The following is a 25223-nucleotide window of genomic DNA, read 5'->3' as shown; positions in this document are numbered from 1 at the left end:
GGTTGTACACCGAAGTGTTGGAATGACATGGAAGCAAGCTGGGCAACGTAAACCAAAGAACCGTTACGCAAAAGAGGGAAGGGAGGGGAATAACGGATGACCGGCACGAATGCGACAACGGAGCAGATTGAACAATGGCTGGCTGAGAAGCTGGCGCTTTCCGTCGATCTGGAAAATTGCGAGCTTACTTCGGATGGCAGGACGATGCGGCTAATATACATGAAAAGCTTGTGCGATTCGAAAATGATACGGAGATTTTTTATCGCCCCGTTTTTTGAAATCCGGTCGATGGACCTTTATGTGCAGTATATTTCATCGCTGCCCAGCGGCACGAAGTTTACGAATGTGGTCAGAGCGCTTGATTTGATTTTATCGGGGTCAGTGGCTCTGTTCGTCGACGGTAAAATATACCTGCTGGAAGCCTTGCAGGACGTAAAGAGCAGTGTGGGGGCCGCCACGGTGGAAGCGATCGTGCAAGGGCCTCAGGACGCCTTTACGGAATCCATTTTTACGAATTTGAACATGGTCCGCCGGCGTTACAAATCTTCCAATTTGAAAATCGAAAATTCAACGGTCGGCTATTTGTCCCAAACCGCCATCGCCCTCGTTTACGACGACCGGAAAGTCGACATGGGAATCCTTACAGACGTTAAAGATAAATTTTCGCAGATGAAGATAGACAAGATTCAATCTTCCGGCGAGTTGGAGAAAGCGCTGAGTCCGCATGGCTTCCGGCTGGTGCCCACGATGATGACGACGGAACGGCCCGACCGGGCGATCGATAATTTGAGCGAGGGCAAGATTATCATTCTGATCGATACGAGTCCCTTTGCGCTTATTCTGCCGTCCACTTTTTTTGATTTTTTTACCGCTATGGACGATAAAGTGCAGCTCCCTTTCGTCGGTTATTTTCTGCTCGTTCTCCGTTATGTCGGCCTGTTTATGACCTTGACCTTGCCTGCGCTTTACGTGGCCTTTACATCCTATAACCCCGAAATTTTGAAAATGAACTTGACGCTGCTCATCGCAGGGAGCCGGGCGAGCGTGCCGTATCCCTCATTTGTCGAGGTTCTGATTATGCTCGTTATGATGGAATTTCTGATCGAAGCGAGCTTGCGGCTGCCGAAAGCGATCGGACCTACGGCGACGACGGTAGGCGGTCTGATTCTGGGGACGGCTTCCACGGAAGCGGGACTGGTCGGAAGCATCATGATTATTCTCGTGGCGGCGGTTGCCATTTCCAACTTTGTTATTCCGATCAACATGATGAGCTTTTCGGTCCGTTTCGCGAAGTACTGGTTCGTCTTGCTGGCCGCTGTTTTCGGACTGCTCGGGGTAGTCGTCGGGGTCATCGGCAGTATTTTGTACTTATGCAATCTTCGCAGCTTCGGGCGCCCTTATATGCGGCTGTTTCATATACACGAGCAGCGCGGCGGAGGTACGGATGGTCACCAATAGATATGTGTACTACTTGATCGCCATCAACGCTTTAATCAGCATTATCATTTATGTGCCGAGAATTTTACTGCAGCACCGGTTCGACGGCGCGTGGACCTCGATTCTCCTCGCGGTCGTCATCAGCTACATGCTGATCCGATGGTTCACGAGTATGCTGGTTCCTTTCACCCGGCAGGGATTTCCGGAAATGATGAAGCAGCATCTGCCGAAGTGGCTGAATGTGTTCGTCCAACTGCTTATGATCGGGCTCTGGTTTTTTGCCGGGGCCATTACGCTTTTGTCCTTTGTGGATATTACGCTCCGTTACATAAGTCCGGACGTTCCCGCCTTTCTGGTTATGATCGGCTATTTGATCGTGGTGGGCTGGGCCTGTACGATCAATCCCGCTTCCATTTTGTTCGGACTCGAGATTTTGCTCGTGCTGAATTGTCCTATTGTCGCGTTCTTCATCATCCGGGCCATAACGTCATCCAAGTTCGACTGGGACGCGGTGCTGCAAACCTTCACATTCAGTCTGGAGTGGCCTTCGTTTCAGGCGGTGGCGGCGGCGACTTTTCTTTTTACCGGTTATATCAATCTGGTTGTATTTAACCGGGTATTCGAAAAGTTTCATATGAGAGGTTATCTGCTTATTTCGCTGTCGGGTCTGCTGCTTCTGCTGCTTACGATGATCGTGCCGATCGGCATGCACGGTTCCATGGGCGTGTCCACGTACGTTTATCCATGGTTTTCTTTGGCGGATTCCATCCGGGTCGATATGTTCCTCGTCGAACGGCTCGTTTTCGTTTTTTACCTGGTGTACATTTCCCTTTTTCTGATCAGCACGATCGTACATTGGCATGTGGCACAGAGTCTGGCCCGTGGGTTGATCCGGTTTCCCGCCGCTGCGCGCGGAGCTAAATTTCTTCCGTTGGGAATCGTTGTCGTTTTCGCTTCAGCCTGTATGTGGATGCTCAAATTCAATCAGGAAGGGTTGATAAGATCCGGAGAGATCTTTCTTGAAATCAGGCTTGTGGCTGAATTTAGTTTCGTGCTGCTGATTTTCTATATGTATCGGAAGGAGAAAAAGAAGTGAGGTACAAGCTGCTGCTGTTTATTTCGGCTCTGCTGTTCCCGCTGCTCCTCGGCGGCTGCAACTTCAAAGACATCGACAAACGCATTTTTGTGATCTCGATGGGGATAGACAAGTTGGATGATCAGAAAAACAACCTTCGGGTCAGCCTGAAACTGGCCATTCCCCAAGGAAATCCCAAAGAAGGGACCGAGCAATTCGACATTATCGTCGAGGAAACGAAGACGGTTGCGGACGCGGTAAGGAAAGCCAAATCCAAGGTGGACAAAGAGCTGGATTTCGGTCATATGAAGGTGTTTCTGATCGGGGAAAATATGGCTCACGACGATATTTATCAGATTATCAACTGGGGGGTGCGGCGCAGGGATATTCAGCTCATTACGCTGCTGGCCATTGCCAAGCCGACGGCCTTGGACGTCCAGAAAGTCAAGCCCGAGTCCGAGCGTATTCCCTCCAACGCCCTTATACTCGGCCTTTCCAAAAGCGGAACGGAGTCGCCCTACATCGTAACGGAGTATTTATTCGATTACCAGCGGCGGCTCGAGGAAAGAGGACTGGATCCTATTCTTCCGATCGTCAAAGCCGAAGGAGATCATTTTAGAATCGATCAGCTGGCGCTCATGAAAAAACACCGGATCGGAATTGAGCTGAGTCCCAATGAAACGAAATTGTATAACCTGCTGACGACCAAAAACTTAAAAACGAACCTGAGCGGTAAAATGGAAGAAAACTTGTACGAACTGAATCTGGAAAGCTCCCGGGCTTCTTATAAAATAAACGCACGGCCGGGAGAAGAGCCGGTACTCGCGTACGAAATTCACATAAAGGCGACTTTGGAAGAAAACGAGAGCCATGAGAACATGACCCGGCCTGTTCTGGATACTATCGAAGATGCAACGGAAAAGGAAATAAACGGACAGGTGGAACGATTCCTGAAGAGGCTCCAAAAACATGAGACGGACCCGATCGGCTTCGGTCTGCATTATATGTCTCGCCGTTGGGATAACGTATCGGAATGGGAGGACTGGCAAAAAATATACCCAAGACTGACATTCAAAGTGAGCACTCATGTCCGCATCCACTCCGCGGGAACGGCGCATTAGGCCGGGGACTTCGACAAATAAGAGGCGCCGACAGTATAATAGGAAGATACTCTATATGCTGTTGAAAGGCGGAATTGCAGATGGAAATGGACTTATTCAGTGCCGCTGCCGAGAACGATTCCCGCGGAAAGCTTCTTGCGGACCGGATGCGGCCCCGCACTCTTGATGAATATATCGGCCAGGAACATATCGTAGGTCCCGGCAAGCTGCTGCGCCGGGCGATCGAGGCCGACCAGATCACGTCGATCGTGCTGTACGGGCCTCCCGGCTGCGGCAAAACCACGCTCGCGCACATCATATCGGAGAAGACGTCCGGCGATTTTGTCAGATTGAACGCCGTGGACGCTTCGGTCAAGGATGTCCGCGAAGTGATCGAGCAGGCCAAGTCGGCCAAGGCGCTGTACGGTAGGCGGACGATTCTGTTCCTCGACGAGGTCCACCGTTTCAACTCGGCCCGTCAGGACGCCCTGCTGCCCGCCGTGGAACAGGGCACGATCGTGTTCATCGGAGCGACGACCGAGAACCCGTTTCACTACGTGAACGGGGCTCTGCTCTCCCGCTCCACGCTGTTCCAGCTTCATGGCTTGACCGAGAAGCATGCCCGCATCGCGATGGAACGCGCCCTCTCCGATGAAGAGCGGGGACTCGGCTTTCTGAATATCGAAGCCGAAGAAGAGGCGCTTGCGCATATCGCGTTCATGGCGGGCGGAGATATCCGCCGTGCGCTCAATGCGCTGGAAATCGCCGCGCTTACGACCTCGGCCGATGCGGACGGCGTCGTCCGCATCACGCTGGACATCGCGGAGGAGTCCATCCGCCGCCCGACCGTTAAAGCGGACGAGTCGACGCAGTATGACGTCCTCTCCGCGTTCCATAAGAGCGTGCGGGGGTCGTCCGACGCCGCTCTTTTCTGGTTCCTGTACGCCGTGGAAAAGCTCGGCATGGACCCGATGACGTTTATCCGGCGTCTGACCGTCGCATGCAGCGAAGACATCGGCCTGGCGAATCCGCAGGCTATGGTTCAGGCGGTTTCGGCGATGGAGGCCTACCACAAGATCGGCTGGCCGGAGGCGAAATATATCGTCTGCCAGGCGATTCTGTTCGCCGTGGAGAGTCCGAAATCCAACTCCATCCCGCTTGCCATCGGACGTGCGATGTCCGCCATGGACAGCATCGGAAAGGCGGAGGTTCCCCTGCATCTCAGGGATACCCACTACAAGGGAGCGGAACAATTAGGGCATAAAGGCTACATGTATCCCCACAATTATCCGGGTCATTACGTGAAACAAGCGTATTTGCCGGAACAATTGGAGGGCGAGGTGTTTTTTAATGCCACGGAACAGGGTATGGAAGAGAAGATGAAAATAAATCAGCAGCGCCGGAACCGATGACCCTTCTATAAGAGCCTGCGGTTTCCGGCAGGAACTGCAGGTAGCTGAAGGAGACCGATTATGACGGAGAAATATATTTTTCTCATTGCCGTCCTGCTGTTCGCCGGCGTGCTTATGTCCAAATTTTCGTCCCGTTTCGGACTTCCGGCTCTCGTCTTTTTTATGCTGGTTGGCATGGGGCTTAATCGTTTTATTTATTTCGACAACGCCCAGCTTACGCAGTGGTTCGGTTTGATGGCGCTTATCGTCATTCTGTTCGACGGAGGCATGCACACGAAGTGGACGCATGTGAAGGAAGTGATTCGCCCTTCCCTGATGCTTGCCACGTTAGGCGTTCTGTTGACAACGGCTATCGTCGGGTTAAGCGCCTACTGGATTTTGCAGGTGACGCTCAAGGAAGGGCTGCTTCTCGGTGCCATTGTCGGATCTACGGACGCCGCGGCGGTATTTGCCGTTCTCGGCAACCAGAACGTAAAGAGAAGGCTGACCTCGACGCTGGAGGCGGAATCCGGCACGAACGATCCCATGGCGGTATTTCTGACGGTTTCCCTCATCGAACTTATTCAAATGCCGGACACGAGCATCCTTCTTCTGATCGGCAGTTTTTTATGGGAGATGGGTTTGGGGCTTGTGCTGGGACTGGTCATCGGCCGTCTGGCCGTCTGGAGCCTCAACAAAATCGATTTGGATTCTTCCGGGTTGTATCCCGTTCTGGCGCTGGCTTTTGCCATATTTACATACGGCTCTACGGCGCTGCTTCACGGAAGCGGACTGCTGGCCGTCTATGTGATGGCCCTGCGGCTCGGCAACGCGGATTTTGCCTACCGGTTCTCGATCACGAGGTTTCATGAAGGGTTTGCCTGGATGATGCAAATCCTGATGTTTATGCTGCTCGGACTGCTGGCGTTCCCGGACGATCTTATCAGTATTGCCTGGCAGGGCGTAGCTCTTGCCCTTATTCTGATGTTCGTTGCGAGACCTGTGGGGGTATTCGGAAGTATGCTCGGCACCGGATTTCAATACCGGGAAAAGCTGCTGATCTCGTGGGCCGGTCTCAGAGGGGCCGTTCCGATCGTACTCGCCACCTATCCGCTGCTTGCTGGACTGGAGCACGGACGCATGTTTTTTAACATCGTTTTCTTTATCGTGCTTTTATCGACGCTGATCCAGGGTTCAACCATTTCCGTCTTGTCCAAAAAACTGGGCCTTACCGAAGGGTCGGCGAAGAACGATACCCACACCCTTGAGCTTCTGGCTCTCGGGAAAGCGAATGCGGAAATTATCGAAATTAAAGTGACAAAAGGCGGCCCGGTCAACAACAGGCTGATCAGCGACCTGGAGCTTCCGGAAGAAGTTCTCATCACGGCCATCGTCCGAAAAGGAAAAATTATAACGCCTCACGGGAATACGGAGCTTATCGAAGGGGACCTTCTGTATACGCTCGTGTCGAAGCCGATGAGGGAGAAGGTCAAAAAAATCTTCTATGAGGAATCCCCCGCGATCAAAGCCGCCGATCTTACGCCCGAAAATGGGCTGTGAACACAGCCTTTGGAGCCGGAATGGCTAACGGGGTGAATTATTTCCCAGGTAATCAAAGTTGCTTTAGTTGTAAGTACTATACATGTACTTGCAAAAAAAGAACGCGACTCCCTTTGGAGGGAGTCGCGTTCTTTTTGTAGCCATTGCTGTAGCCATTGCTGTAGCCATTGCTGTAGCCATTGCTGTAGCCATTGCCGTGCAGGCAGCCGGTCCGGGTTGAAGCCAGGGGCGACTGCGGATGCGGATGCGGCGGAATTGCTTCGCTTCCGAAAGGTGACCCTTCTTAGCGGTGCACCTTATCGATGATTCCGCCGCCCAGGCAAATTTCGCCGTCGTAGAAAACGACGGACTGGCCGGGCGTGATCGCTTTCTGCGGCTCGTGGAACACCACTTCGGCCGCTCCGTCCGCGCCCAGTGTTACCGTAACGCCCTGATCAGGCTGACGGTAACGGAATTTAGCCGTACAGGTGAACTCACCCTGAGGTCTCCGCGTGCTGATCCAGTTCACGTCCGTGGCGGACAGGCCTTTGCTGTATAGGCGCGGGTGCTTGTCCCCCTGAACGACGTACAAAATGTTGCGTTCAAGGTCCTTGTCCGCAACGAACCAAGGCTCGCCGGTACCCGAGCCGCCGATTCCGAGTCCTTGACGCTGACCGAGCGTGTAGTACATCAGGCCGTCGTGGCGGCCTTTCACTTCGCCGTCCAGCGTCTGGATGTCCCCCGGCTGGGCGGGCAGGTACTGGCTCAGGAATTCTTTGAAGTTCCGTTCCCCGATAAAGCAGACGCCGGTGCTGTCCTTCTTCTTGGCGGTCGCAAGACCGGCAGCCGCCGCGATTTCGCGGACCTGAGGCTTCGGCATGTGCCCGATAGGGAACATGGCTTTCGAAAGCTGGTACTGGTTCAACGCGTGCAGGAAGTAGGTCTGGTCCTTGTTCGAATCGTTTCCGCGAAGCAGAACGAGTTCCCCGTCGCGTTCCTCCAAGCGGGCATAGTGGCCAGTCGCGATAAAATCGGCGCCCAGATCCAGACCTTTCTGCAGGAACTCGCCGAATTTGATCTCACGGTTGCACATAACATCGGGGTTCGGAGTGCGCCCGCTCTTGTATTCATCCAGGAAGTATTGGAACACCTTCTCGGAGTACTCTTTTTCAAAATTAACCGTATAAAACGGAATGTCGATCTGGTCGCAGACTCTCCGTACGTCTTCCGCGTCTTCTTCGGCGGTACAATGGCCGAACTCGTCGGTATCGTCCCAGTTTTTCATAAAGACGCCGATGACGTCATAGCCCTGCTCTTTCAATTGCAGAGCCGCTACGGAAGAGTCTACCCCGCCCGACATACCGAGAATGACTCTCTGTTTGCTCATGGCCGGTTCTAATCCTTTCTTGCCAAAAATGGCTGGTGACACCTGTATGAACCTCAGGGTTCTACCCATTATAACGCGCTTTTCGCAAAGTGAAAATATTTCATCAAGATGTCATGGTTTTGTAACCAAAATAATCGGAATTGTGATAACATAGTAAAGAACATGCCTAAATGGAATGAATTATAGAGAAATAGGATACCCTAGAGCTAGTAATCTTACACATAAGCAGGGGTAGAAGAGGTGTTAATTTGAAAATTTCAACAAAAGGCCGTTACGGTCTCACTATAATGATGGAACTGGCCGCAAGATTCGGGGAAGGGCCGACCTCGCTGAAAAGTATCGCAGAGAAACATCAGCTATCCGAACATTACCTGGAGCAGCTCGTAGCTCCTCTTAGAAACGCAGGTCTTGTTAAAAGTATCCGCGGCGCCTACGGCGGATATATCCTTTCGAAAAACGCGGAAGAAATTACCGCGGGTGAAGTGATCCGAGTCCTGGAAGGGCCGATTTCACCGGTCGATTTTACGGAAGAAGACGATCCGGCCAAGCGGGATTTGTGGATTCGTATCCGGGACAGCATCGCGGAGGTTCTGGATTCCACAACTCTGGCTTCTTTGATTTCTTATCAAGAAGAAGGCAAACGCGACAGCTATATGTTCTATATTTGATTGCAGGGTGACCATTATGGGAATATATCTTGATCATGCCGCTACCACCCCCCTCCATCCGGAGGTGCTGGAAGCCATGATGCCTTACTATACGGACTACTTCGGCAACCCTTCTAGCATCCACAGCTACGGCCGGGCCGCCAAGACGGCGCTCGACCGTTCGAGGAGCGCTTTCTCGGCGGCAATCGGCTGTTCACCGGCCGATCTGCTGTTTACGAGCGGGGGAACCGAGAGCAATAATACAGCTTTGTACGGGGTTGTCGAGACCTTCGGGGGCAAACGCGCTCACGTGATTACAACCCAGATCGAGCACCATGCGGTGCTGCACCCGGCAGAACGTTTGGCCCGGATGGGCTGCGACGTTACATTTCTGCCAGTAGATATGACCGGTCTTATCCGAATGGAAGACCTGGAAGAAGCCATCCGGCCGGAGACCGTTCTGATCAGCGTCATGTACGTGAACAACGAGGTCGGCACCATCCAGCCGATTGAAGAAATCGGACGGTTGGCCAGAAGCCGCGGCATCGCTTTTCACGTGGATGCGGTTCAGGCGCTGGGGAAACTTCCGATCGACCTGTCCGTGCTTCCCGTAGACCTCATGAGCTTCTCCGCTCATAAAATCAACGGGCCCAAGGGGATCGGCGCTCTTTTCGCTTCACGTAAGCTTCAGTTGGCCCCGCAAGTATTGGGAGGGTCCCAGGAACGTAAAAAAAGAGCCGGTACGGAAAACGTAGCCGGGGTAGTCGGCTTCACAAAATCACTGGAAATATATAACAATAATTACAAAGAATACAACATTCAAACTTCCGAGTATCGCCAACATATGGAGCGGATTTTCCTGGAGGAACTAGGGCCTGACGGTTTTGTGGTCAACGGCAATCCGGATGTGTCCGCTCCCCATATTTTTAACGTGAGCTTTCCGGGGAGCCATACGGAAACCCTGCTCATGAATCTCGATCTGGAAGGTATCGCGGCTGCCAGCGGGTCCGCCTGTTCGTCGGGCTCTCTTGAACTTTCCCATGTCCTGCGGGCCATGGACCTTCCAGAATCTGTATGCAAGTCGGCTGTCCGTTTTAGTTTCGGTTTTGGGAATTCTATAGACCAAATTGAGACGGCGGCCCGAAAAACCGCAACCATCGTGAAGCGGATTCGTAGATAAGAGAAGGGCGCGCCCTTTGGCGGCGGCAAGCTGTCACGAGGAGGTTTAAGATTCCCCTTGCGTAAAGCCCGCGACATTATCGGATTGCCGGTCTTCTGCGTGTCCACAGGCAAACGTGCAGGAACGGTGAGAGACGTTCTACTCGATAATGAATGGACGATACTCGGCGTTATGCTGGACGCACGGCATTGGTATTCTTCTTGCCGGTACATTCCGGCCGGTGAAATTACGGCCTGCGGACAAGATGCCGTCACGATTGCCGACATGAAATCCGTACGAAGTTATGCGGAAGCGGAGAGCCTGGGGCTGATCCCGCTGAACGGCGGCAAGCACAAGCTCAAAGAACTCCCCGTTATTACGGCAGACGGTCTGCAATTGGGAACAATCGAGGACGTTTATTTGCTTGAACAATTGGGTACAAAGATAATAGGTTTTGAACTGTCCGAAGGTTTCGTATCCGATTTAATGGAAGGTCGCAAGTGGCTCCCAATGCCGATCTCGCTAACCATTGGTGAGGATGCGGTGATTGTTCCGCTTAACTCCCGGCTTGAGGCGGAGGAAATCTTCGTATCTAAAGAAGAATAGGGTGAAAATTGCACATGATGCGCTGTCCAAATTGCAGTTCCAAGGATATCGGTAAAATCGGATCCCATCAATTCTATTGCTGGGGCTGCTTCATTGAACTCGCTGTAAACGGGGAGAAAATGTCCGTTTATCAAGTAGAGGAAGACGGTACGCTGAGTTCGCTCGACGATCTGTTTTTCGAAGAAGAAATGCCGCAAATTCATGCCCAATAAGGGTTTACAACTTGATTAGCCGAAATGAGGCACTGCCTCTGCAGGGACAAGCTTAACCGCTTCGGTCCGGCAGGAGCGGTGCTTTTTGGTTTGGGCCGATAGAAGAGAACCGGCCGTTGCCGAAGGAGCTTGGATTAATTGCCAAGCTAGTACATATACTGAAGAAACGGAAAGGGACATTCATTCGCCGAAGTTTGTCAGCGTCAACGGGAGGGAACGCCATGAATTCGATTTTTAAAAACGGTTGGTTTGCCGGCCTGATTTATACGCTTCTCGGACTGCTGGTCCTGTTCTTCCTGCTGCAAATAAGACCGATTCTGGGGAGTGTCTTCCATTTCTTGAAGGCGGTGCTGACCCCTTTTCTGATTGCGATGATTATTTCCTATGTGCTCAACCCCGTCGTCAATCTGCTAAGTACGCGCAAGGTTCCCCGGACGTTTGCCGTTCTGCTCATTTATGCGGTGTTTCTGACCTCGCTCACGGTCATTTTTATGAATGTGACTCCGATGTTCGTCAAGCAGCTTGGGGAACTGAACGAACATATGCCTGAAATGACGATCAGGGCCCAGTCGCTTGTGGACGGCATGAAAAACAGCCAGCTCCTTCCGGATACGGTCCGGTCGGGTATCCACGATGCGATTTTTAAACTGCAAAAAAATCTGTCTCTCAAAATTTCGGACACGATTCATGGCATCGGAGGCACCATCAATATGCTTCTGACCGCTTTCATCGTTCCTTTTCTCGCTTTTTATATGCTTAAGGATTTTCAATTGATGGAGAAAACCGTGCTGGCCATTGTTCCGAAATCGCGGCGCAGGCAGGTAGTCAAGGTGCTGGTCGATATCGACACGGCGCTGGGCAATTATATCCGGGGGCAGTTCCTCGTTTGCGTTATCGTCGGGGTGCTGGCTTATATCGGGTACTGGGCCATCGGGATGCCGTATGCGCTATTGCTGGCAGCGCTCGTTGCGGTTTTTAACATCATTCCGTATCTCGGTCCGTTCTTTGGGGCGGCTCCGGCTGTTATTATGGCGGCCACGGTGTCGGTAAAAATGCTCCTGCTTGTTGTCGTCATCAATACGATCGTGCAGATTCTCGAGGGAAACGTAATATCCCCGCAGGTTGTGGGGCGGACCCTTCATATGCATCCGCTGCTCATTATTTTTGCGCTGCTCGTGGGTGGAGAAGTGGCGGGGATACCGGGCCTGATTTTGGCCGTTCCCTTCTTTGCCGTGCTTAAGGTGGTGCTCGAGCATCTGTTTCTCTATTACATTCACCGGCGTACGGTGTAGATTCGGATAAAGTGCGGGAAAAAGGCTGCTGAATAAGGCTGCGGTACAGAGGAAGAAAACCGAAGTCTACAAGTGAAGACGCGTCCGGGCAGAGTCGCCAATCGGATCTGGGCCGTTCTCTTGCGCTTGCAAGAGGCGTGCGTTACGATCAGACTAACGATTCTGCCGCCATTGAAGAGCGGCGAAAGGAGGTTGCCCATGGCACTCAAGGAGCCGCCCGCGGCAGCGGAAGAACTGCCGCCCGAACTTCTCCGCAGCCTGGGGGCAAAGCCTGCGGTATCCGCCCGGGCGGACATGGACGAGAGCGGCCGACCCGATGACCGCTGGCTGATTGCAGGCGCCGGGGAAATCGGCGTCTACGCTTCCGGCGGCGCCTGCCTGCGCAGATTCTCGCCGGAAGAGGTCCGGAGCCTACGGACCCAGGATGCTCCGCAGGGCGGAGGATGCCTCATCGCGGATACGGACGCGGGCCCGGTCGTGCTCGTCCGCTATACGGGCGCCTGCGCCAAAGGGCTCGAAGCGGCGGTTCATGCGGCGAATCTGCTGCTGGCAACCGGCGATGACGGCACCGGCGGAGCGGGAGGAGACAGTGCAGGCCGGTGCGCGCTGTGCGGAGAGGCGGCACCCGGGCGGGACCATGACTGCGCGGCCGGAGATAAGACGGAGCGGAGCAGTCCCGGACGCCGGCGCGTGCTGACCCGGCTGCTTGCGTATACGCGCCCGTACCGCGGCCGGATGGTCATGGCTGCGCTGTTTTTGATCATCGCGGTTTTGTTGGAGCTGGCGCCTCCGCTTGTGACCAAGATTATCGTCGACGATGTGCTGCAACCGGGAGGGGTGGCCGAGACGCTGCTGATCTGGGTGGCGGCTCTGCTGGGCGCCCGGCTGGTGCTGTCCGCGCTCCAGATCGCCCGGGGGTTTATCGGGGTCAAGGTCGGAGCGGCTATGATGAACGATATCCGTCGTGAAACGTTCGAGGCGCTGACCGAGCAGTCTCTCAGTTTCTACGACCGCCGCCAGACTTCACAGTTTATCGGCCGGCTCAATCAGGACACGGATTCCATGAGACAGTTTCTCACGGAAGGCGTGATCTGGGTGGCGAGCCAGGTGCTCACTGTCGCGGCTATTTTGTCGATGATGCTCACCCTCAGCTGGAAGCTCACCCTGGTAGTGCTTCTGCCGACTCCGCTGCTGCTTGCGGGAGTCTGGATTTTGTGGCCGAGGGTACGCCGGCTCTGGTACAAGCAGTGGCGAGCGCTAAACGCGCTTCAGACGCTGGTAGGCGACTCTCTTCAGGGCATCCGTGTCGTGAAGGCATTCGGCCGGGAAAAAAGCGAGCAGGCCCGGTACGGGGAAGCCAACCGGGAAATGATGACGCAAACCGTGCGGATGGAAGGGCTGTGGCAGGCCGCAACCCCGCTTTTTATGCTCGTTACGGGCGCAGGCGGGATCATCGTGTGGTATTACGGCGGCCTGCAGGTGCTGGACGGCGGGTTGACCTTGGGCACTCTGATGGCCTTTACGGTTTACCTCACGATGTTTTTCGGTCCTTTGCAGTGGTTTACGCAGGCGATCAGCTGGACGAACCGGGCCGTGTCGGCCGCCGAGCGCGTTTTTGAAATTATGGATACGCCTCGCGAAGTTGCCGATACGGCAGATGCGGTAACGCCCGGCCGGCTGGAAGGCTCCGTTTCACTGGACCGGGTTACATACGGTTATGAGAAGCACAAGCCTGTCCTGAAAGACATCTCTCTGGAAGTGAAGCCCGGTGAAATGATCGGATTTGTCGGACATTCGGGTGCGGGTAAATCTACGCTGATTCATCTGATCTGCCGGTTTTACGACCCGGACCGGGGGCGGATTTTAATAGACGGGATTCCGCTGAAAAAGCTGAGCCAGGAAAGCCTGCGGGCCCAGATCGGGGTTGTGCTTCAGGAAACGTTCCTTTTCGACGGGACGATTGCCGAAAACATCGCTTACGCGAAGCCGGAAGCGTCGTCTCTGGAAATTATGCGGGCGGCAAAGATCGCCAACGCCCACGATTTTATCGTCGCGATGAGCGACGGCTATGACACGCGGGTCGGCGAACGCGGTCACCGCCTGTCCGGCGGGGAGAAACAGCGCATTGCCATTGCGCGCGCCATCCTGCACGATCCCCGCATTCTCATCCTGGACGAGGCGACCGCTTCCGTGGACACGGAGACGGAGCGTCTTATCCAGGAAGCCGTTTCCCGACTTGTCCGGGGACGGACGACCTTCGCGATCGCCCACCGCCTGTCGACTCTGCGCAGCGCGGACCGTCTCGTGGTGATCGACAAAGGACGCATAGCCGAAACAGGGACTCACGAGCAGCTGATGCAGCAGGAAGGCATCTATTGGAAGCTCGTGAAGGCCCAAACCGAAACAGCGTTGATCAGGGAGCGTGATACAAGTGCCGAACCCGTATGAATCCGGCGGTTTCCCGGAGGGCGGGGACCCCTTCGATATCTTACTGCTAGAAGCGGACAAATGCCGGTTTCGACGCACGGAAGGCGGCCTGCTTTTATTGTCCTGCGACGGAAGGGATCATGAGGAAATTCTGGTGTTCCGGACGTTTCCCTTTTCCGAGCCGGACCGGTACATCTCCATCCGCACCAAAGAGGGGGAGGAGATCGGTATCATCGCCGATTTGCGGCAGCTGGACGATGCCTCCCGCCGGGAGCTGGAGAAGGAACTGCATTTGAGATACCTGCTTCCCCGCGTCGAAGCTATCCGCAGCATCAAGCAGAAGACGTCAGGATGGCAGTGGGACATCGTTACCCAGTTCGGCCCGGAGCGGCTGCAGCTCCCCAACCTGCATGAGCACGTATTCAGGCAAGGAGAGGATCGTCTTCTCCTGGTGGATACCGGAGAACACAGACTGGAAGTTGCCAGCATTCGGAAGCTGGATCCGGCAAGCTTAAAGCAGCTGCAAAAGATTTTTTGAAACAAAGAACCCTTCCGCTCGCTACGGAGTCTGACCGATCCGTTTGAATCGGCAGCGCTTTTTTTCCGCCAATTTGCTAAGAGGGACTTGTCCATCGGCGGAGCTTCTTTAATCGGCGTCCGTCAGGTTGACATCGTTTCCAGATATGAACTATAATTTTCGGTAACTGAGTCAAACTCGATAAGCAAAGCGCTGAAGAAATCCAGTACGCCATAGCCCATTGGCAGAGAGAAGGTTCCTTCTTCTATAGAAGAAGGCTGCGAGAACCTTTCATGAAGGATGGCCGAACGCTCATTTCGGAGTGTGGGTGACAAGTTGCATAAGCCCAACGGCAAGCGGATCCGTTATCGTCCGCAACGAGGAGATTGGATGAAACGGCAAGGCGCCTGCCTGCACGTCATCCGATAACCAGGGTGGTACCGCGAATTTTTCGTCCCTGTTGATAACAGGGGCGTTTTTTGTTTCCTGTAGAGAGGGCCGAAGGTGTAGCAGTCCAAACCTAATAAACCAAAACCATTCCAACAAACGGAGGCTCGAAACGTAATGAAAGCAAGTGAAATTCGTTCCAAGTGGCTGGAATTTTTCGCCAGCAAAGGACACAAAATCGAGCCGAGCTCCTCGCTCGTGCCTCACAACGACCCTTCTCTTTTATGGATCAATGCCGGGATGGCGCCGCTCAAGCCTTATTTTGACGGCCGTGTCGTTCCCGAGAATCCGAGAATCGTAAACGCGCAGAAATGCATCCGTACAAACGACATTGAAAATGTCGGCAAAACCCGCCGGCACCATACATTTTTCGAGATGCTCGGAAATTTCTCCATCGGCGAATACTTCAAAGAAGAAGCCATCACCTGGGCCTGGGAGTTTCTGACGGACCCTAAATGGATCGGATTCGATCCGGAGCGCTTGTCGGTGACCGTGTATCCCGAGGATACGGAAGCTTTTGAGTTTTGGAATAAAAAGATCGGTCTGCCGGAAGCGCGTATTTACAAGCTCGACGAGAACTTCTGGGATATCGGGGAAGGCCCGTGCGGACCTTGTACGGAAATCTTCTACGACCGCGGCGACAAGTACGGCGATCTGAACGATCCGGAATGCTGGCCCGGCGGCGAAAACGAGCGTTTCCTGGAAGTATGGAACCTCGTGTTTTCCCAGTTCAATCACAATAAAGACGGCAGCTACACGCCTCTTCCGAACAAAAATATCGATACGGGTGCGGGTTTGGAACGTTTCGCTTCGATTTTGCAGGATGTGGACTCCAACTTCGACACGGATTTGTTCCAGCCGATCATGGAAGCGACCTGCCGCATCGCGGGCGTGAAGTACAAGGAGAACGAAGAGTTTGACGTGGCTTTGAAGGTTATTGCCGACCACGTCCGTACCGTCGCTTTTGCGGTGGGAGACGGCGTACTGCCTACGAACGAAGGTCGCGGCTACGTTATCCGCAGACTTCTGCGCCGCGCCGTCCGCTACGGCAAAGTACTCGGTATGGATAAACCGTTCCTGTATCAGCTCGTTCCGGTCGTAGGCGAAATCATGGGCGTATACTACAATGAAGTCGTGGAGAAACGCGAATTCATCGAGAAAATCATCCGCATCGAGGAAGAACGTTTTCACGAAACGCTGTCCGACGGTCTTGCCATTCTTGCCGGGATGGTCGAAAGCACACGTGCGGCAGGCGGGCGGGCCATCAGCGGGCCGGACGCTTTCAAGCTGTACGACACGTACGGATTCCCGGTTGACTTGACGGAGGATTTCGCGAACGAGCAGGGATTGGCCGTCGACCGCGAAGGATTCGAAGCGGCGATGGAAGAACAGCGCGAGCGTGCGCGCAGCAACCGGAGCAAATCCGGCAGCATGAAAGTGCAGGGCGGAGCGCTCTCCGAGTTTACGGATAAAAGTGAGTTTGTTGGATACACTGAATTGGTAGTTCCAGCCAAAGTGCTGGCGATCGTGCACGACAACGAGTTTGTCGACGCGGCGGGAACCGGCGAAACGTGCCAGGTCATACTCGACCGGACGCCGTTCTACGCCGAAAGCGGCGGACAGGTAGCCGACCGCGGCGTCATCACGGGCGAGGGCGTACGCGCGGCCGTGCTCGAAGTCGGCAAAGCGCCACACGGCCAGCACGTTCACAGCGTGACTGTCGAGCAGGGCATCCTGCGCACGGGCGATGCGATCACGGCTCAAGTCTCCAGCGAGCTTCGCGGCGATACCGTGAAGAATCACACGGCCACTCACCTGCTGCATAAAGCGCTGAAGGAAGTGCTCGGCACGCACGTGAACCAGGCGGGCTCCCTCGTTGAGCCGGACCGCCTGCGGTTCGACTTCTCCCATTTCGGCGGCATTACGCCGGAAGAGCTGCAGGATGTCGAACGCCGCGTGAACGCTCAAATCTGGGCGAACACGCCGGTGGACATCTCCCTTCGCGGCATCGACGAAGCGAAAGCGATGGGCGCCATGGCGCTGTTCGGCGAGAAATACGGCGACATCGTCCGCGTCGTCCGCGTCGGCGATTACAGCCTCGAGCTTTGCGGCGGCTGCCACGTACTGAGCACGGGCGAAATCGGCTTGTTCAAGATTGTCAGCGAATCCGGAATCGGTTCCGGTATCCGCCGCATCGAAGCGGTGACAAGCCGTCAGGCCTACGAGTACGTGGACGGCCAGCTGCAGCTGCTGAGGGATGCGGCCGGCGTTCTCAAGGCCAACACCGCGGACGTGCCGAAGCGTCTGGACTCTACGCTCCAGCAGATGAAAGAGCTGGCGCGCGAGAACGAATCGCTGCGGGCCAAACTGGGCCGCATTGAAGCGGGCGCGCTGGAAGGCCGCCTGAAAGAAGTGGCCGGCATACCGGTCCTGGCCGCCCAGGTGAGCGCATCCGATATGGATTCCCTGCGGGGCATCGTGGATGAAATGAAAGCGAAGCTGGGCTCGGCCGTGATCGTGCTCGGCGCCGTCGCAGGCGACAAAGTCAACCTGGTCGCCGCCGTTACGCCGGATCTGATCGCCAAAGGGCTTCATGCCGGCAAGCTGATCAAAGAAACCGCGGCGAAATGCGGCGGCGGCGGCGGCGGACGCCCCGATATGGCCCAGGCCGGAGGCAAGGACCCGTCCAAACTCCAGGAGGCGCTGGACGGCGTCGAAGCGCTTGTGACCGGACAGATTTCTTAAATTTTCCTGCGGGAACAGGAATTTTCCGTCCCGCAGAGAATATATGACAATAGTGGGATTAGCAGCATTTGCAACCGATAGAGTTTGAAAAAGCAAACATTGGAGGTGCCTTTCATGGATTTTATGGATAAAACGGTGAAATTCAATGTCAAAGCCGATGAGATCGAAACATCCCCAAAAGAAGTGCTATTAACTGTCTATGACGCTCTGCAGGAGAAAGGCTACAATCCGATCAATCAAATCGTCGGTTACTTGCTTTCAGGGGATCCGGCTTACATTCCCCGGCACAATAACGCCCGGAGCCTGATTCGCAAACGGGAACGCGACGAACTGATCGAAGAATTGGTACGCTCTTATCTCAAAGAGCATAAATAAACGGGCCTGCGCCGATTCCCGGCAGACGGGTCCGGCTTAGGAGTTCACACGTATGAGAACGATGGGCCTAGACTATGGCGACAAAACAATCGGCGTTGCCGTAAGCGATCTTCTCGGGCTTACCGCCCAAGGGATCGAGGTTATACGCAGAGCTAGTCCGCAACACGATTTAGACCACCTGCGGCGGTTAATCGGGGAGTACGAAGTAACGGAGATCGTTGTCGGCCTCCCCAAAAATATGAACGGCTCGATCGGGCCGCGTGGCGAGCTTTCTCAGGAATTCGCCGCACAGTTGACCGAGACGTTTAACCTGCCCGTCCGCATGTGGGACGAACGATTGACTACGGTATCCGCGACCCGCACTCTTTTGGAGGCGGACGTTAGCCGGAAGAAGCGCAAGCAGGTGGTCGATAAGATCGCCGCTGTGCTGATTCTGCAGGGATATATGGACTCTAAACGATGAGGTGATGGAACCATGGCTAAAGAAGAGGATTTTCAGCAAGAGGAAGCGGAAATTATTTATATCCCCGATGATGAGGGCAACGAAGAAGAATTCGAAGTCGTCATGAAATTCGAAGTGGATGGTTCCGACAAAAAGTACATGATGGTCGTGCCGGTTGAAGGCGACGAGGAATCCGACGAAGTGTACGCATTTCGTTACGAGGAAGACGAGAATGGCGACGATCTGAAGCTTTACACCATCGAGGACGAGGAAGAATGGAATATCGTTGAAGAAACGTTTAATACACTAATCGCCGAAGAGGAAGAAGAAGCATGAGTGTAAAACAGACGAACGAGTTGCGGAGTTCTTTCGGAGATGATATTATTTTATTCGACGAACAGGACGAATCCACCGTCTTTCGCATCTTGACGGAGATTCTCCACGAAGACCGCCACTACGCCGTTCTGCAGTCGGAAGAGATGAAGAAAGAAGGCGAAGTGTCCGTGTTCCGGGTATCCCGGGATTCGGAAGGCACACTGGAGCTGGAAACCATCGAAGATGACGAAGAATGGGAAACCGTCTCCGAATTGTACGACGAACTCACGTTTCCGGAACACGACGAACCTTAAGAAATCTAAAGCAAACCAGAGCGGAGTCAAATCCGCTCTTTTTCATGCAGATGATTGACCAAGATGACTATTGTGGAGGAACTTATGCACCGTCCTAAATCACGAATAAAACGCTTGATGACCGGGCTGCTGGTGATTGTTCTGCTCTTAGCCGGCTGTGCCGCGGCCGCGGCTTATTATATACGGGGAGAACTTCAGCCGACCTCGGCTTCCGGTCAGGAAAAGAAGGTCGAGATCGTATCCGGCGACGGCATGAAAAATATCGCTTCCAAGCTTGAGCGGGAAGGTCTTATCCGCAACGCCTCCGTTTTTATGTATTACTTGAAATGGAAAAACGAAGGAGGACGTTTCCAGGCGGGCGAGTATGCGATGAAGCCCGGAATCGGAACGGACGAGATCATTGCGATGCTGAACAACGGGCAGACGGTAAAAGCGAACCGCCTGACTATTCCCGAAGGGTACACGGTCACGCAGATTGCCGACAAAGTCGGACAGCATGATGGGATGGAAGCGTCTGCCTTCGTTAAGGCGACGGAAGCGTACAAGCCAGCGGTAGGGGAAGAGCTGCTTGCCGGAATTCCGGCGGATACCAAGCTCAAGCATAGGCTGGAAGGGTATCTGTTCCCGGATACGTACGATATCCCCAAGGATGCTACCGAGCAGAAAATGATCACCCTTATGGTCGATCAGCTGGATAAGCGGCTGCAAAGCCTTCCCGCGGATTGGAAGGACAAGCTGAAGGCAAGCGGGCTGACATTCCATCAGATGATGACGATCGCTTCCCTGATCGAGCGTGAAGTGGTTGTGGACGAAGAACGTCCGCTCGTGGCGAGCGTTATTTACAACCGGCTGAAAATCAAACAGCCGCTGCAGATCGACGCGACCGTGCAGTATGCGCTGGGCAAGCAGAAAGAAAGACTGCTCGAAAGCGATCTGAAGATCGAAAGCCCTTATAATACGTATAAAAATCCCGGACTGCCTCCGGGTCCAATCGCGAGTCCGAGCCTGGCCTCTATCAAGGCGGCGCTGTATCCGGCGGAGTCGAAATACTTTTATTACGTAACGAAAAAAGACGGAAGCCAGGGACATTTGTTCGGAGAAACCTATGCGCAGCATCTGGCCAACATCGAAAAGAGCAAGCAAACCGAGAAAAACGCGAAATAAGAAGGTGACGAGGTTGATTCCAAAACCCGAGCTGCTTATAACGGCAGGAACAGTAGAGGAAGCGAAGCGATTCATAGAAGCCGGGGCGGACGCCGTACTGATCGGCGAAGCGGCATTCGGCATGCGCCTTCCGGGCGATGTGACGATTCAAGATCTGGAGGAACTGGTTCCTTACGTTCATGATAAAGGCGCTAAAGTCTATGCGGCTGTAAACAATGTTTTTGATAACGAAGCGCTGCTTGAAGTTGAGAAATATCTTGCGGCCATCTCCGCTATCGGTGTGGACGGAGCCGTGTATGGAGATCCCGCCGTACTGCGGATGGTGAACAAAGCGGAATTGAAGCTCCCGCTTCACTGGAATGCGGAAATGACGACGACGAACTACGCGACCGCGAATTACTGGGCGTCCCGCGGAGCCGCGCGTGCGGTTCTGGCCAGGGAACTGAACCTTGAGGAAACGCTTGAATTCAAGCTTCATGCCAAGCTGGAAGTCCAGGTTCAAGTGCACGGACTGACGAATATTTACCATTCCCGCCGTAGTCTGGTCGCCAATTACGTGGAGCATCTGGGGAAAGATGCAAGCAGTGTCGACCGCTCCATGGATAACGGGCTTTTTCTGATTGAGCAGGAACGCCAGGAGGAGCGGTATCCGATTTATGAGGACAGCAACGGGACCCACGTGATGAGCTCCGACGATATTTGCATGCTGGAAGATCTTCATGAGCTGCTCAAGGGGAACATAGACAGCCTTAAGATTGAAGGACTTTTGAAATCCGCCGAATATAACGAAACCGTGGTAAGGGCATACCGTCAAGTGATTGATGCCTATTGTGCGGATCCGGATTCTTACAAATTCAACGACGAAATGCTGGAGCCTATCCGACGCCTGCAGGATCCGTGCAGGGAATTGTCTTTCGGCTTTTTCTACAAAGAACAAGTATATTGAGGTGAACCACCATGAGTATTGCGGCAGCTGTTAACGAGCGTGCGCGCGGCAGACGCGTTCGTCTGGACAAGCCGGAACTGCTTGCCCCGGCGGGAAGTCTGGAGAAGCTTAAGTTTGCCGTACATTACGGGGCCGATGCCGTGTATATCGGCGGCCAGAAGTACGGTCTGCGCTCCAACGCCGACAATTTTACTTTCGAAGAGATGCGCGAAGGCGTCGAATTCGCTAACCGGTACGGCGCCAAAGTTTTCGTGGCGACGAATATTTATGCCCACAACGAAGATATCGAGGGAATTGAAGATTATTTGAGAGAACTGCAGGAAGCCGGCATTTCGGCTATCATCGCAGCCGACCCGATTATTATGGACACCGCCAGACGCGTGGCTCCCAAGCTGGAGGTGCATCTGAGCACCCAGCAGTCCGTCATGAACTGGCAGACGGTGCAGTTCTGGAAAGAAGAAGGCATCGAGCGGGTAGTTCTCGCCCGGGAAGTGAGCATGGGCGATATTGACGAGATCAAACGGCATGTCGATATCGAAATCGAAGCGTTTATTCACGGAGCGATGTGCAGCTCCTATTCCGGGCGCTGCGTGCTGTCCAATCATTTTACGGACCGCGACTCCAACCGGGGAGGGTGCTGCCAGTCCTGCCGCTGGAAGTACGATCTGTACGCGAAGGGAGCACCTCTGTCCGATCCGCTTGCACCCGATTTTCCTCTTTACGGTGAAGAGGAAGATGCGTTTATGATGAGCGCCAAGGATTTATGCATGATCGAGCATATTTCTGATATGATCGAGTCCGGCGTGGACAGTTTCAAAATCGAAGGCAGAATGAAAAGCATCCATTACGTGGCCACGGTCGTAAATGCTTACCGCCAGGCCATCGACAGCTATTTTGAAAATCCGGCGGCCTACGAGGTTAAACCGCTCTGGCGCGACGAGATCAATAAAGCGGCTAACCGTCCGTTGAATACCGGATTTTTCTACGAAGCGCCCGGTCCCGAAGATCATATTTTCGGACCGGAGGATAAGGCGGCGAGCTACGATTTCGTTGGCGTAGTTATGGAGTATGATGAGCAGACGGAAACCGCCGTCATCCAGCAGCGCAATTACTTCAAACCGGGTGCGGAAGTGGAATTTTTCGGTCCGGGAGGCACGCACTTCAAGCAGCGGGTAGATGTCATTCGCGACGAAGAAGGCGCCGAGCTCGATGCGGCTCGTCATCCTCTCCAGCTTATCCGCATTCAAACCGAACAGCCGGTTAAACCGCTGGATATGATGCGCAAACGTACCCGTTAATGGATTTTAATACCGACTGGCTTAAGCCGGGCGGTATTTTTTTTTATTTTTAGGTCTGTGTAATCAAAAAAAGATGAATTTATAGGAAAAATGGCACAAATCAAAGAGGATAAACACAAATCGTCGTCGAACATTAAAACAAAAGTAGAAAATATTGGAGATATTATTTTTTTGCGTAAGACTTTCTTCCTAAAAAAAAGTGGATGGTGGTGCCCATGAACAAAAGACTTACACAGACAGCAACCCAGCTAAGAGAGCGTTTTCAAAAAAAACAAGCTCTGTCAGGGGGCGCTCCGAAGCCGGGAGGACCGGGCGGTTTTATTTCTTCTTCTATGGGGCTCAGCAATCCGGCAAAATCCGTAGGCATGAAACTGTTTCTTATTTTCATCGTCAGTATTTTATTTTTTGTTCTGACCGTGGGAATTACCTCGTATCAGCTTTCGAAAAGCGTCGTGCGCGGCAAAGTGAGCGAAGCGTCGAGACAGACCATGATCCAGGCGAGCCAGAAGCTCGATCTGCTTTTCGGCGGCTTTGAAGATTTAACGATGCAGATGATGCTCGACGCCGATTTGCAGCGCCTGCTTGAAACACGCAACGAGGTTAAAGATGGTACATACGAGCAGCTCGAAGTCACTCGTAAAATTACGGAAAAAGTGAATTCCTATTTATTTTCCAACAAATCGATCAAAAGCATGACGCTGCTAAAAACAGACGGTCATATGATCAACTCCAACGGAGCTTCCTTGAACGCTACGACGGAAGAAATTACAAAAACGGACTGGTTCCAGGCGATTTCCAAAACCAGCGGGCAGTCGCTGTGGCTGGAAACGAAACCGAAAGGTTATTTCAGCGGGGAACCGAGTGTCGCAATGGGCCGCTACCTGAACTCGACGAGCACTTCCACGCCGATCGCGATGCTTCTGATGGAAATTCCTACGTCGATTCTGGAAAAGGAGCTCGGACTTATCCAGCTCGGGGATGACAGCACGATGTACATTTCGGATGCGTCCAACAAATTGATTTATGCGAAGGATCAGGAACTTCTCGCAAAACCGTCTCCGGTTACGATCAGTGAAGAGCAGCAGAAGACGGCTTCCGGGGACTTCCTCTCATCGGATAAACAGACACAGAACGTATATTCGAAGTTTGCCGGTACCGGTTGGTTCCTCGTAGGGAGCATGCCGGTCGGAGAACTGGTTAAAGACGCGAACGTGATCTTTAACCTGACGCTGGTAATCGCCCTTGTGGCGGCGGTAATCGCCGCTTTAATCGGTATTTTCGTGGCGAGAATGATCGGCAGGCCGCTGGCCGCACTGGCCGGGCTTATGAAGCAGGGTGCCCAGGGCAACTTGAAGGTACGGGCGAATCTTAAGAGCCGGGACGAGATCGGCATGCTTGGAGAAAACTTCGACATGATGATGGAGCAGATTACGACGCTGGTCCGCCAGACGAACGAATCCGCCCAGGAAGTACTGAACACGGCCTCCGAAGTCGCGAACGCCTCCAAGATTACGGCGACTTCCGCCAAGGAAATCGCCGTAGCGACCGACGAGATCTCGGGAGGAGCCGCAGGGCTCGCCTCCGAGTCCGAACGCGGGAACGAGCTGACGCATCATATCGGCGAGAAAATGAAGCAGGTGATGTCCGCTAACCTGGAGATGGGTACGGCAGCCTCCGGCGTCCGAAGCTCGGGCGAACAGGGCACGAAGTACATGGAAGAGCTGATGGACAAAACCGGCCAGACGGAAGTGATGACCCGTTCCATGGTGGAGAAGGTCGACAACCTGAAAGAGAGCACCCAGTCCATCCGCAAAATATTGGAGATGCTGCATAATCTGACGAAGCAGACGAATATCCTCTCACTGAATGCAACGATCGAAGCTGCGAGAGCCGGAACGGCAGGCAGAGGATTTATGGTGGTCGCCGATGAAATCCGCAAACTGGCGGATCAGTCCAAGCAGTCCATCGACGTTGTGGCCCAGATTACGGAAACGATTCAGCGCGAAATCGACGAGACCGTCCAAGTGCTTCATCAAGCCTACCCGCTCTTCAATCAGCAAATCGGTGCCGTGAAAGAAGCGGACGGGATTTTTGGCCAGGTCCAGAATCACATGAGCCAATTTATCGAACGGTTGAACGCGGTGACGGAATCGATAAGCGAGCTCGATCAGTCGCAAGCCGTCCTATCCGATGCGATGACGAATGTGAGTGCTGTGGCAGAGGAATCGCTGGCGACTTCTGAGGAAGTTGCTTCCCTCAGTTCCGAGCAGCTCAGCATCAGTCAGAACCTGGTGAAGCTGTCCGACAGACTGGAGAACCTCTCGAATTCCCTGAAAGACACGCTGTCCAAGTTTACATTATAATCCCGAAGAACGCCTCGTTTCCGGA

General features: G+C 53.8%; 22 protein-coding genes. 21 read left to right on the top strand and 1 reads right to left on the bottom strand.

What is annotated here, in order from left to right; all coding sequences use genetic code 11:
* Nucleotides 1–96 precede the first annotated feature (96 nt).
* The 5 genes from PCH01S_RS14410 to PCH01S_RS14390 all read left to right on the top strand — a co-directional run bounded on the left by PCH01S_RS14410 (nucleotide 97) and on the right by PCH01S_RS14390 (nucleotide 6563).
* Complete coding sequence (locus PCH01S_RS14410; protein ID WP_042230379.1) at nucleotides 97–1458, top strand: spore germination protein; 1362 nt, start codon at nucleotides 97–99, stop codon at nucleotides 1456–1458.
* Nucleotides 1445–2533 carry a GerAB/ArcD/ProY family transporter gene (locus tag PCH01S_RS14405; protein ID WP_042230375.1) on the top strand — a complete coding sequence of 363 codons (1089 nt, stop codon included), beginning with the start codon at nucleotides 1445–1447 and terminating at the stop codon, nucleotides 2531–2533. The genes PCH01S_RS14410 and PCH01S_RS14405 overlap by 14 nt, the downstream gene beginning before the upstream one ends.
* Nucleotides 2530–3633, top strand: coding sequence for a Ger(x)C family spore germination protein (locus PCH01S_RS14400; protein ID WP_042230373.1), 1104 nt, complete (start codon nucleotides 2530–2532; stop codon nucleotides 3631–3633). Before PCH01S_RS14405 ends, PCH01S_RS14400 begins: the two co-directional genes overlap by 4 nt.
* Nucleotides 3634–3719: 86 nt before the next feature.
* Nucleotides 3720–5024 carry a replication-associated recombination protein A gene (locus PCH01S_RS14395; RefSeq protein WP_369994063.1) on the top strand — a complete coding sequence of 435 codons (1305 nt, stop codon included), beginning with the start codon at nucleotides 3720–3722 and terminating at the stop codon, nucleotides 5022–5024.
* Between the two features lie 60 nt (nucleotides 5025–5084).
* Nucleotides 5085–6563, top strand: coding sequence for a potassium/proton antiporter (locus tag PCH01S_RS14390; protein WP_042230371.1), 1479 nt, complete (start codon nucleotides 5085–5087; stop codon nucleotides 6561–6563).
* Between the two features lie 283 nt (nucleotides 6564–6846).
* Here PCH01S_RS14390 and mnmA read toward each other — a convergent pair whose 3' ends face one another.
* The gene (mnmA, locus tag PCH01S_RS14385) at nucleotides 6847–7929 is read right to left on the bottom strand and encodes a tRNA 2-thiouridine(34) synthase MnmA (RefSeq protein WP_042230369.1); all 1083 of its coding nucleotides are present in this window, start codon (nucleotides 7927–7929) and stop codon (nucleotides 6847–6849) included.
* Nucleotides 7930–8177: 248 nt separating this feature from the next.
* On the opposite strand from mnmA, the gene cymR reads away from it, so the two are divergent.
* From cymR to PCH01S_RS14305, 16 genes are all read left to right on the top strand, one after another.
* Nucleotides 8178–8597 (top strand): cysteine metabolism transcriptional regulator CymR, encoded by a 420-nt coding sequence (gene cymR, locus PCH01S_RS14380; protein WP_009676580.1) that lies wholly within the window; start codon nucleotides 8178–8180, stop codon nucleotides 8595–8597.
* Nucleotides 8598–8613: 16 nt separating this feature from the next.
* A complete protein-coding gene (locus PCH01S_RS14375) occupies nucleotides 8614–9756 on the top strand; it encodes a cysteine desulfurase family protein (protein ID WP_042230367.1) in 1143 nt (380 codons plus the stop codon).
* Between the two features lie 57 nt (nucleotides 9757–9813).
* On the top strand, nucleotides 9814–10341 hold the full coding sequence (locus tag PCH01S_RS14370) for a PRC-barrel domain-containing protein (RefSeq protein WP_042230366.1): 528 nt from the start codon (nucleotides 9814–9816) through the stop codon (nucleotides 10339–10341).
* A gap of 14 nt (nucleotides 10342–10355) precedes the next feature.
* Nucleotides 10356–10553, top strand: a complete 198-nt coding sequence (locus PCH01S_RS14365) for a hypothetical protein (RefSeq protein WP_009676575.1) — start codon at nucleotides 10356–10358, stop codon at nucleotides 10551–10553.
* A gap of 221 nt (nucleotides 10554–10774) precedes the next feature.
* Nucleotides 10775–11845, top strand: coding sequence for an AI-2E family transporter (locus PCH01S_RS14360; RefSeq protein WP_042230363.1), 1071 nt, complete (start codon nucleotides 10775–10777; stop codon nucleotides 11843–11845).
* Between the two features lie 198 nt (nucleotides 11846–12043).
* On the top strand, nucleotides 12044–14293 hold the full coding sequence (locus PCH01S_RS14355; protein ID WP_042230361.1) for an ABC transporter ATP-binding protein: 2250 nt from the start codon (nucleotides 12044–12046) through the stop codon (nucleotides 14291–14293).
* On the top strand, nucleotides 14277–14810 hold the full coding sequence (locus PCH01S_RS14350) for a DUF1854 domain-containing protein (protein ID WP_042230358.1): 534 nt from the start codon (nucleotides 14277–14279) through the stop codon (nucleotides 14808–14810). Before PCH01S_RS14355 ends, PCH01S_RS14350 begins: the two co-directional genes overlap by 17 nt.
* A 543-nt stretch (nucleotides 14811–15353) precedes the next feature.
* Nucleotides 15354–17981: an alanine--tRNA ligase gene (gene alaS / locus PCH01S_RS14345; protein WP_042230356.1), complete on the top strand. Its 2628-nt coding sequence runs from the start codon at nucleotides 15354–15356 to the stop codon at nucleotides 17979–17981.
* A 114-nt stretch (nucleotides 17982–18095) separates the two neighbouring features.
* A complete protein-coding gene (locus PCH01S_RS14340) occupies nucleotides 18096–18356 on the top strand; it encodes an IreB family regulatory phosphoprotein (protein ID WP_009676594.1) in 261 nt (86 codons plus the stop codon).
* 52 nt (nucleotides 18357–18408) lie between these two features.
* Nucleotides 18409–18819 (top strand): Holliday junction resolvase RuvX, encoded by a 411-nt coding sequence (gene ruvX, locus PCH01S_RS14335; protein WP_042230354.1) that lies wholly within the window; start codon nucleotides 18409–18411, stop codon nucleotides 18817–18819.
* Nucleotides 18820–18831: 12 nt separating this feature from the next.
* On the top strand, nucleotides 18832–19134 hold the full coding sequence (locus tag PCH01S_RS14330; RefSeq protein WP_009676589.1) for a DUF1292 domain-containing protein: 303 nt from the start codon (nucleotides 18832–18834) through the stop codon (nucleotides 19132–19134).
* On the top strand, nucleotides 19131–19427 hold the full coding sequence (locus tag PCH01S_RS14325; RefSeq protein ID WP_009676585.1) for a DUF1292 domain-containing protein: 297 nt from the start codon (nucleotides 19131–19133) through the stop codon (nucleotides 19425–19427). The genes PCH01S_RS14330 and PCH01S_RS14325 overlap by 4 nt, the downstream gene beginning before the upstream one ends.
* 84 nt (nucleotides 19428–19511) lie before the next feature.
* Entirely contained in the window at nucleotides 19512–20591 is a 1080-nt protein-coding gene (mltG, locus tag PCH01S_RS14320) for an endolytic transglycosylase MltG (protein ID WP_042230351.1), read from the top strand.
* Nucleotides 20592–20604: 13 nt separating this feature from the next.
* Nucleotides 20605–21537 carry a peptidase U32 family protein gene (locus tag PCH01S_RS14315; RefSeq protein ID WP_042230349.1) on the top strand — a complete coding sequence of 311 codons (933 nt, stop codon included), beginning with the start codon at nucleotides 20605–20607 and terminating at the stop codon, nucleotides 21535–21537.
* An 11-nt stretch (nucleotides 21538–21548) separates the two neighbouring features.
* The gene (locus PCH01S_RS14310) at nucleotides 21549–22835 is read left to right on the top strand and encodes a peptidase U32 family protein (RefSeq protein ID WP_042230346.1); all 1287 of its coding nucleotides are present in this window, start codon (nucleotides 21549–21551) and stop codon (nucleotides 22833–22835) included.
* Between the two features lie 215 nt (nucleotides 22836–23050).
* Nucleotides 23051–25198: a methyl-accepting chemotaxis protein gene (locus PCH01S_RS14305; RefSeq protein WP_042230344.1), complete on the top strand. Its 2148-nt coding sequence runs from the start codon at nucleotides 23051–23053 to the stop codon at nucleotides 25196–25198.
* Nucleotides 25199–25223 lie beyond the last annotated feature (25 nt).

The organism is Paenibacillus chitinolyticus NBRC 15660 (genome assembly GCF_000739915.1).
Taxonomy (GTDB): Bacteria; Bacillota; Bacilli; order Paenibacillales; family NBRC-103111; genus Paenibacillus_F; species Paenibacillus_F chitinolyticus.
The sequence above is the reverse complement of the archived record's forward strand: the minus strand, read 5'-3'. Positions and strand labels throughout refer to the sequence as shown.

What these genes read in the sequence shown, in the direction of transcription:
- PCH01S_RS14410 (WP_042230379.1), top strand. Translation starts at nt 97, where the DNA reads ATGACCGGCACGAATGCGACAACGGAGCAGATTGAACAATGGCTGGCT.
- PCH01S_RS14405 (WP_042230375.1), top strand. Translation starts at nt 1,445, where the DNA reads ATGGTCACCAATAGATATGTGTACTACTTGATCGCCATCAACGCTTTA.
- PCH01S_RS14395 (WP_369994063.1), top strand. Translation starts at nt 3,720, where the DNA reads ATGGACTTATTCAGTGCCGCTGCCGAGAACGATTCCCGCGGAAAGCTT.
- PCH01S_RS14390 (WP_042230371.1), top strand. Translation starts at nt 5,085, where the DNA reads ATGACGGAGAAATATATTTTTCTCATTGCCGTCCTGCTGTTCGCCGGC.
- mnmA (WP_042230369.1), bottom strand. Translation starts at nt 7,929, where the DNA reads ATGAGCAAACAGAGAGTCATTCTCGGTATGTCGGGCGGGGTAGACTCT.
- PCH01S_RS14375 (WP_042230367.1), top strand. Translation starts at nt 8,614, where the DNA reads ATGGGAATATATCTTGATCATGCCGCTACCACCCCCCTCCATCCGGAG.
- PCH01S_RS14365 (WP_009676575.1), top strand. Translation starts at nt 10,356, where the DNA reads ATGATGCGCTGTCCAAATTGCAGTTCCAAGGATATCGGTAAAATCGGA.
- PCH01S_RS14360 (WP_042230363.1), top strand. Translation starts at nt 10,775, where the DNA reads ATGAATTCGATTTTTAAAAACGGTTGGTTTGCCGGCCTGATTTATACG.
- PCH01S_RS14355 (WP_042230361.1), top strand. Translation starts at nt 12,044, where the DNA reads ATGGCACTCAAGGAGCCGCCCGCGGCAGCGGAAGAACTGCCGCCCGAA.
- alaS (WP_042230356.1), top strand. Translation starts at nt 15,354, where the DNA reads ATGAAAGCAAGTGAAATTCGTTCCAAGTGGCTGGAATTTTTCGCCAGC.
- PCH01S_RS14340 (WP_009676594.1), top strand. Translation starts at nt 18,096, where the DNA reads ATGGATTTTATGGATAAAACGGTGAAATTCAATGTCAAAGCCGATGAG.
- ruvX (WP_042230354.1), top strand. Translation starts at nt 18,409, where the DNA reads ATGAGAACGATGGGCCTAGACTATGGCGACAAAACAATCGGCGTTGCC.
- PCH01S_RS14330 (WP_009676589.1), top strand. Translation starts at nt 18,832, where the DNA reads ATGGCTAAAGAAGAGGATTTTCAGCAAGAGGAAGCGGAAATTATTTAT.
- PCH01S_RS14325 (WP_009676585.1), top strand. Translation starts at nt 19,131, where the DNA reads ATGAGTGTAAAACAGACGAACGAGTTGCGGAGTTCTTTCGGAGATGAT.
- mltG (WP_042230351.1), top strand. Translation starts at nt 19,512, where the DNA reads ATGCACCGTCCTAAATCACGAATAAAACGCTTGATGACCGGGCTGCTG.
- PCH01S_RS14310 (WP_042230346.1), top strand. Translation starts at nt 21,549, where the DNA reads ATGAGTATTGCGGCAGCTGTTAACGAGCGTGCGCGCGGCAGACGCGTT.
- PCH01S_RS14305 (WP_042230344.1), top strand. Translation starts at nt 23,051, where the DNA reads ATGAACAAAAGACTTACACAGACAGCAACCCAGCTAAGAGAGCGTTTT.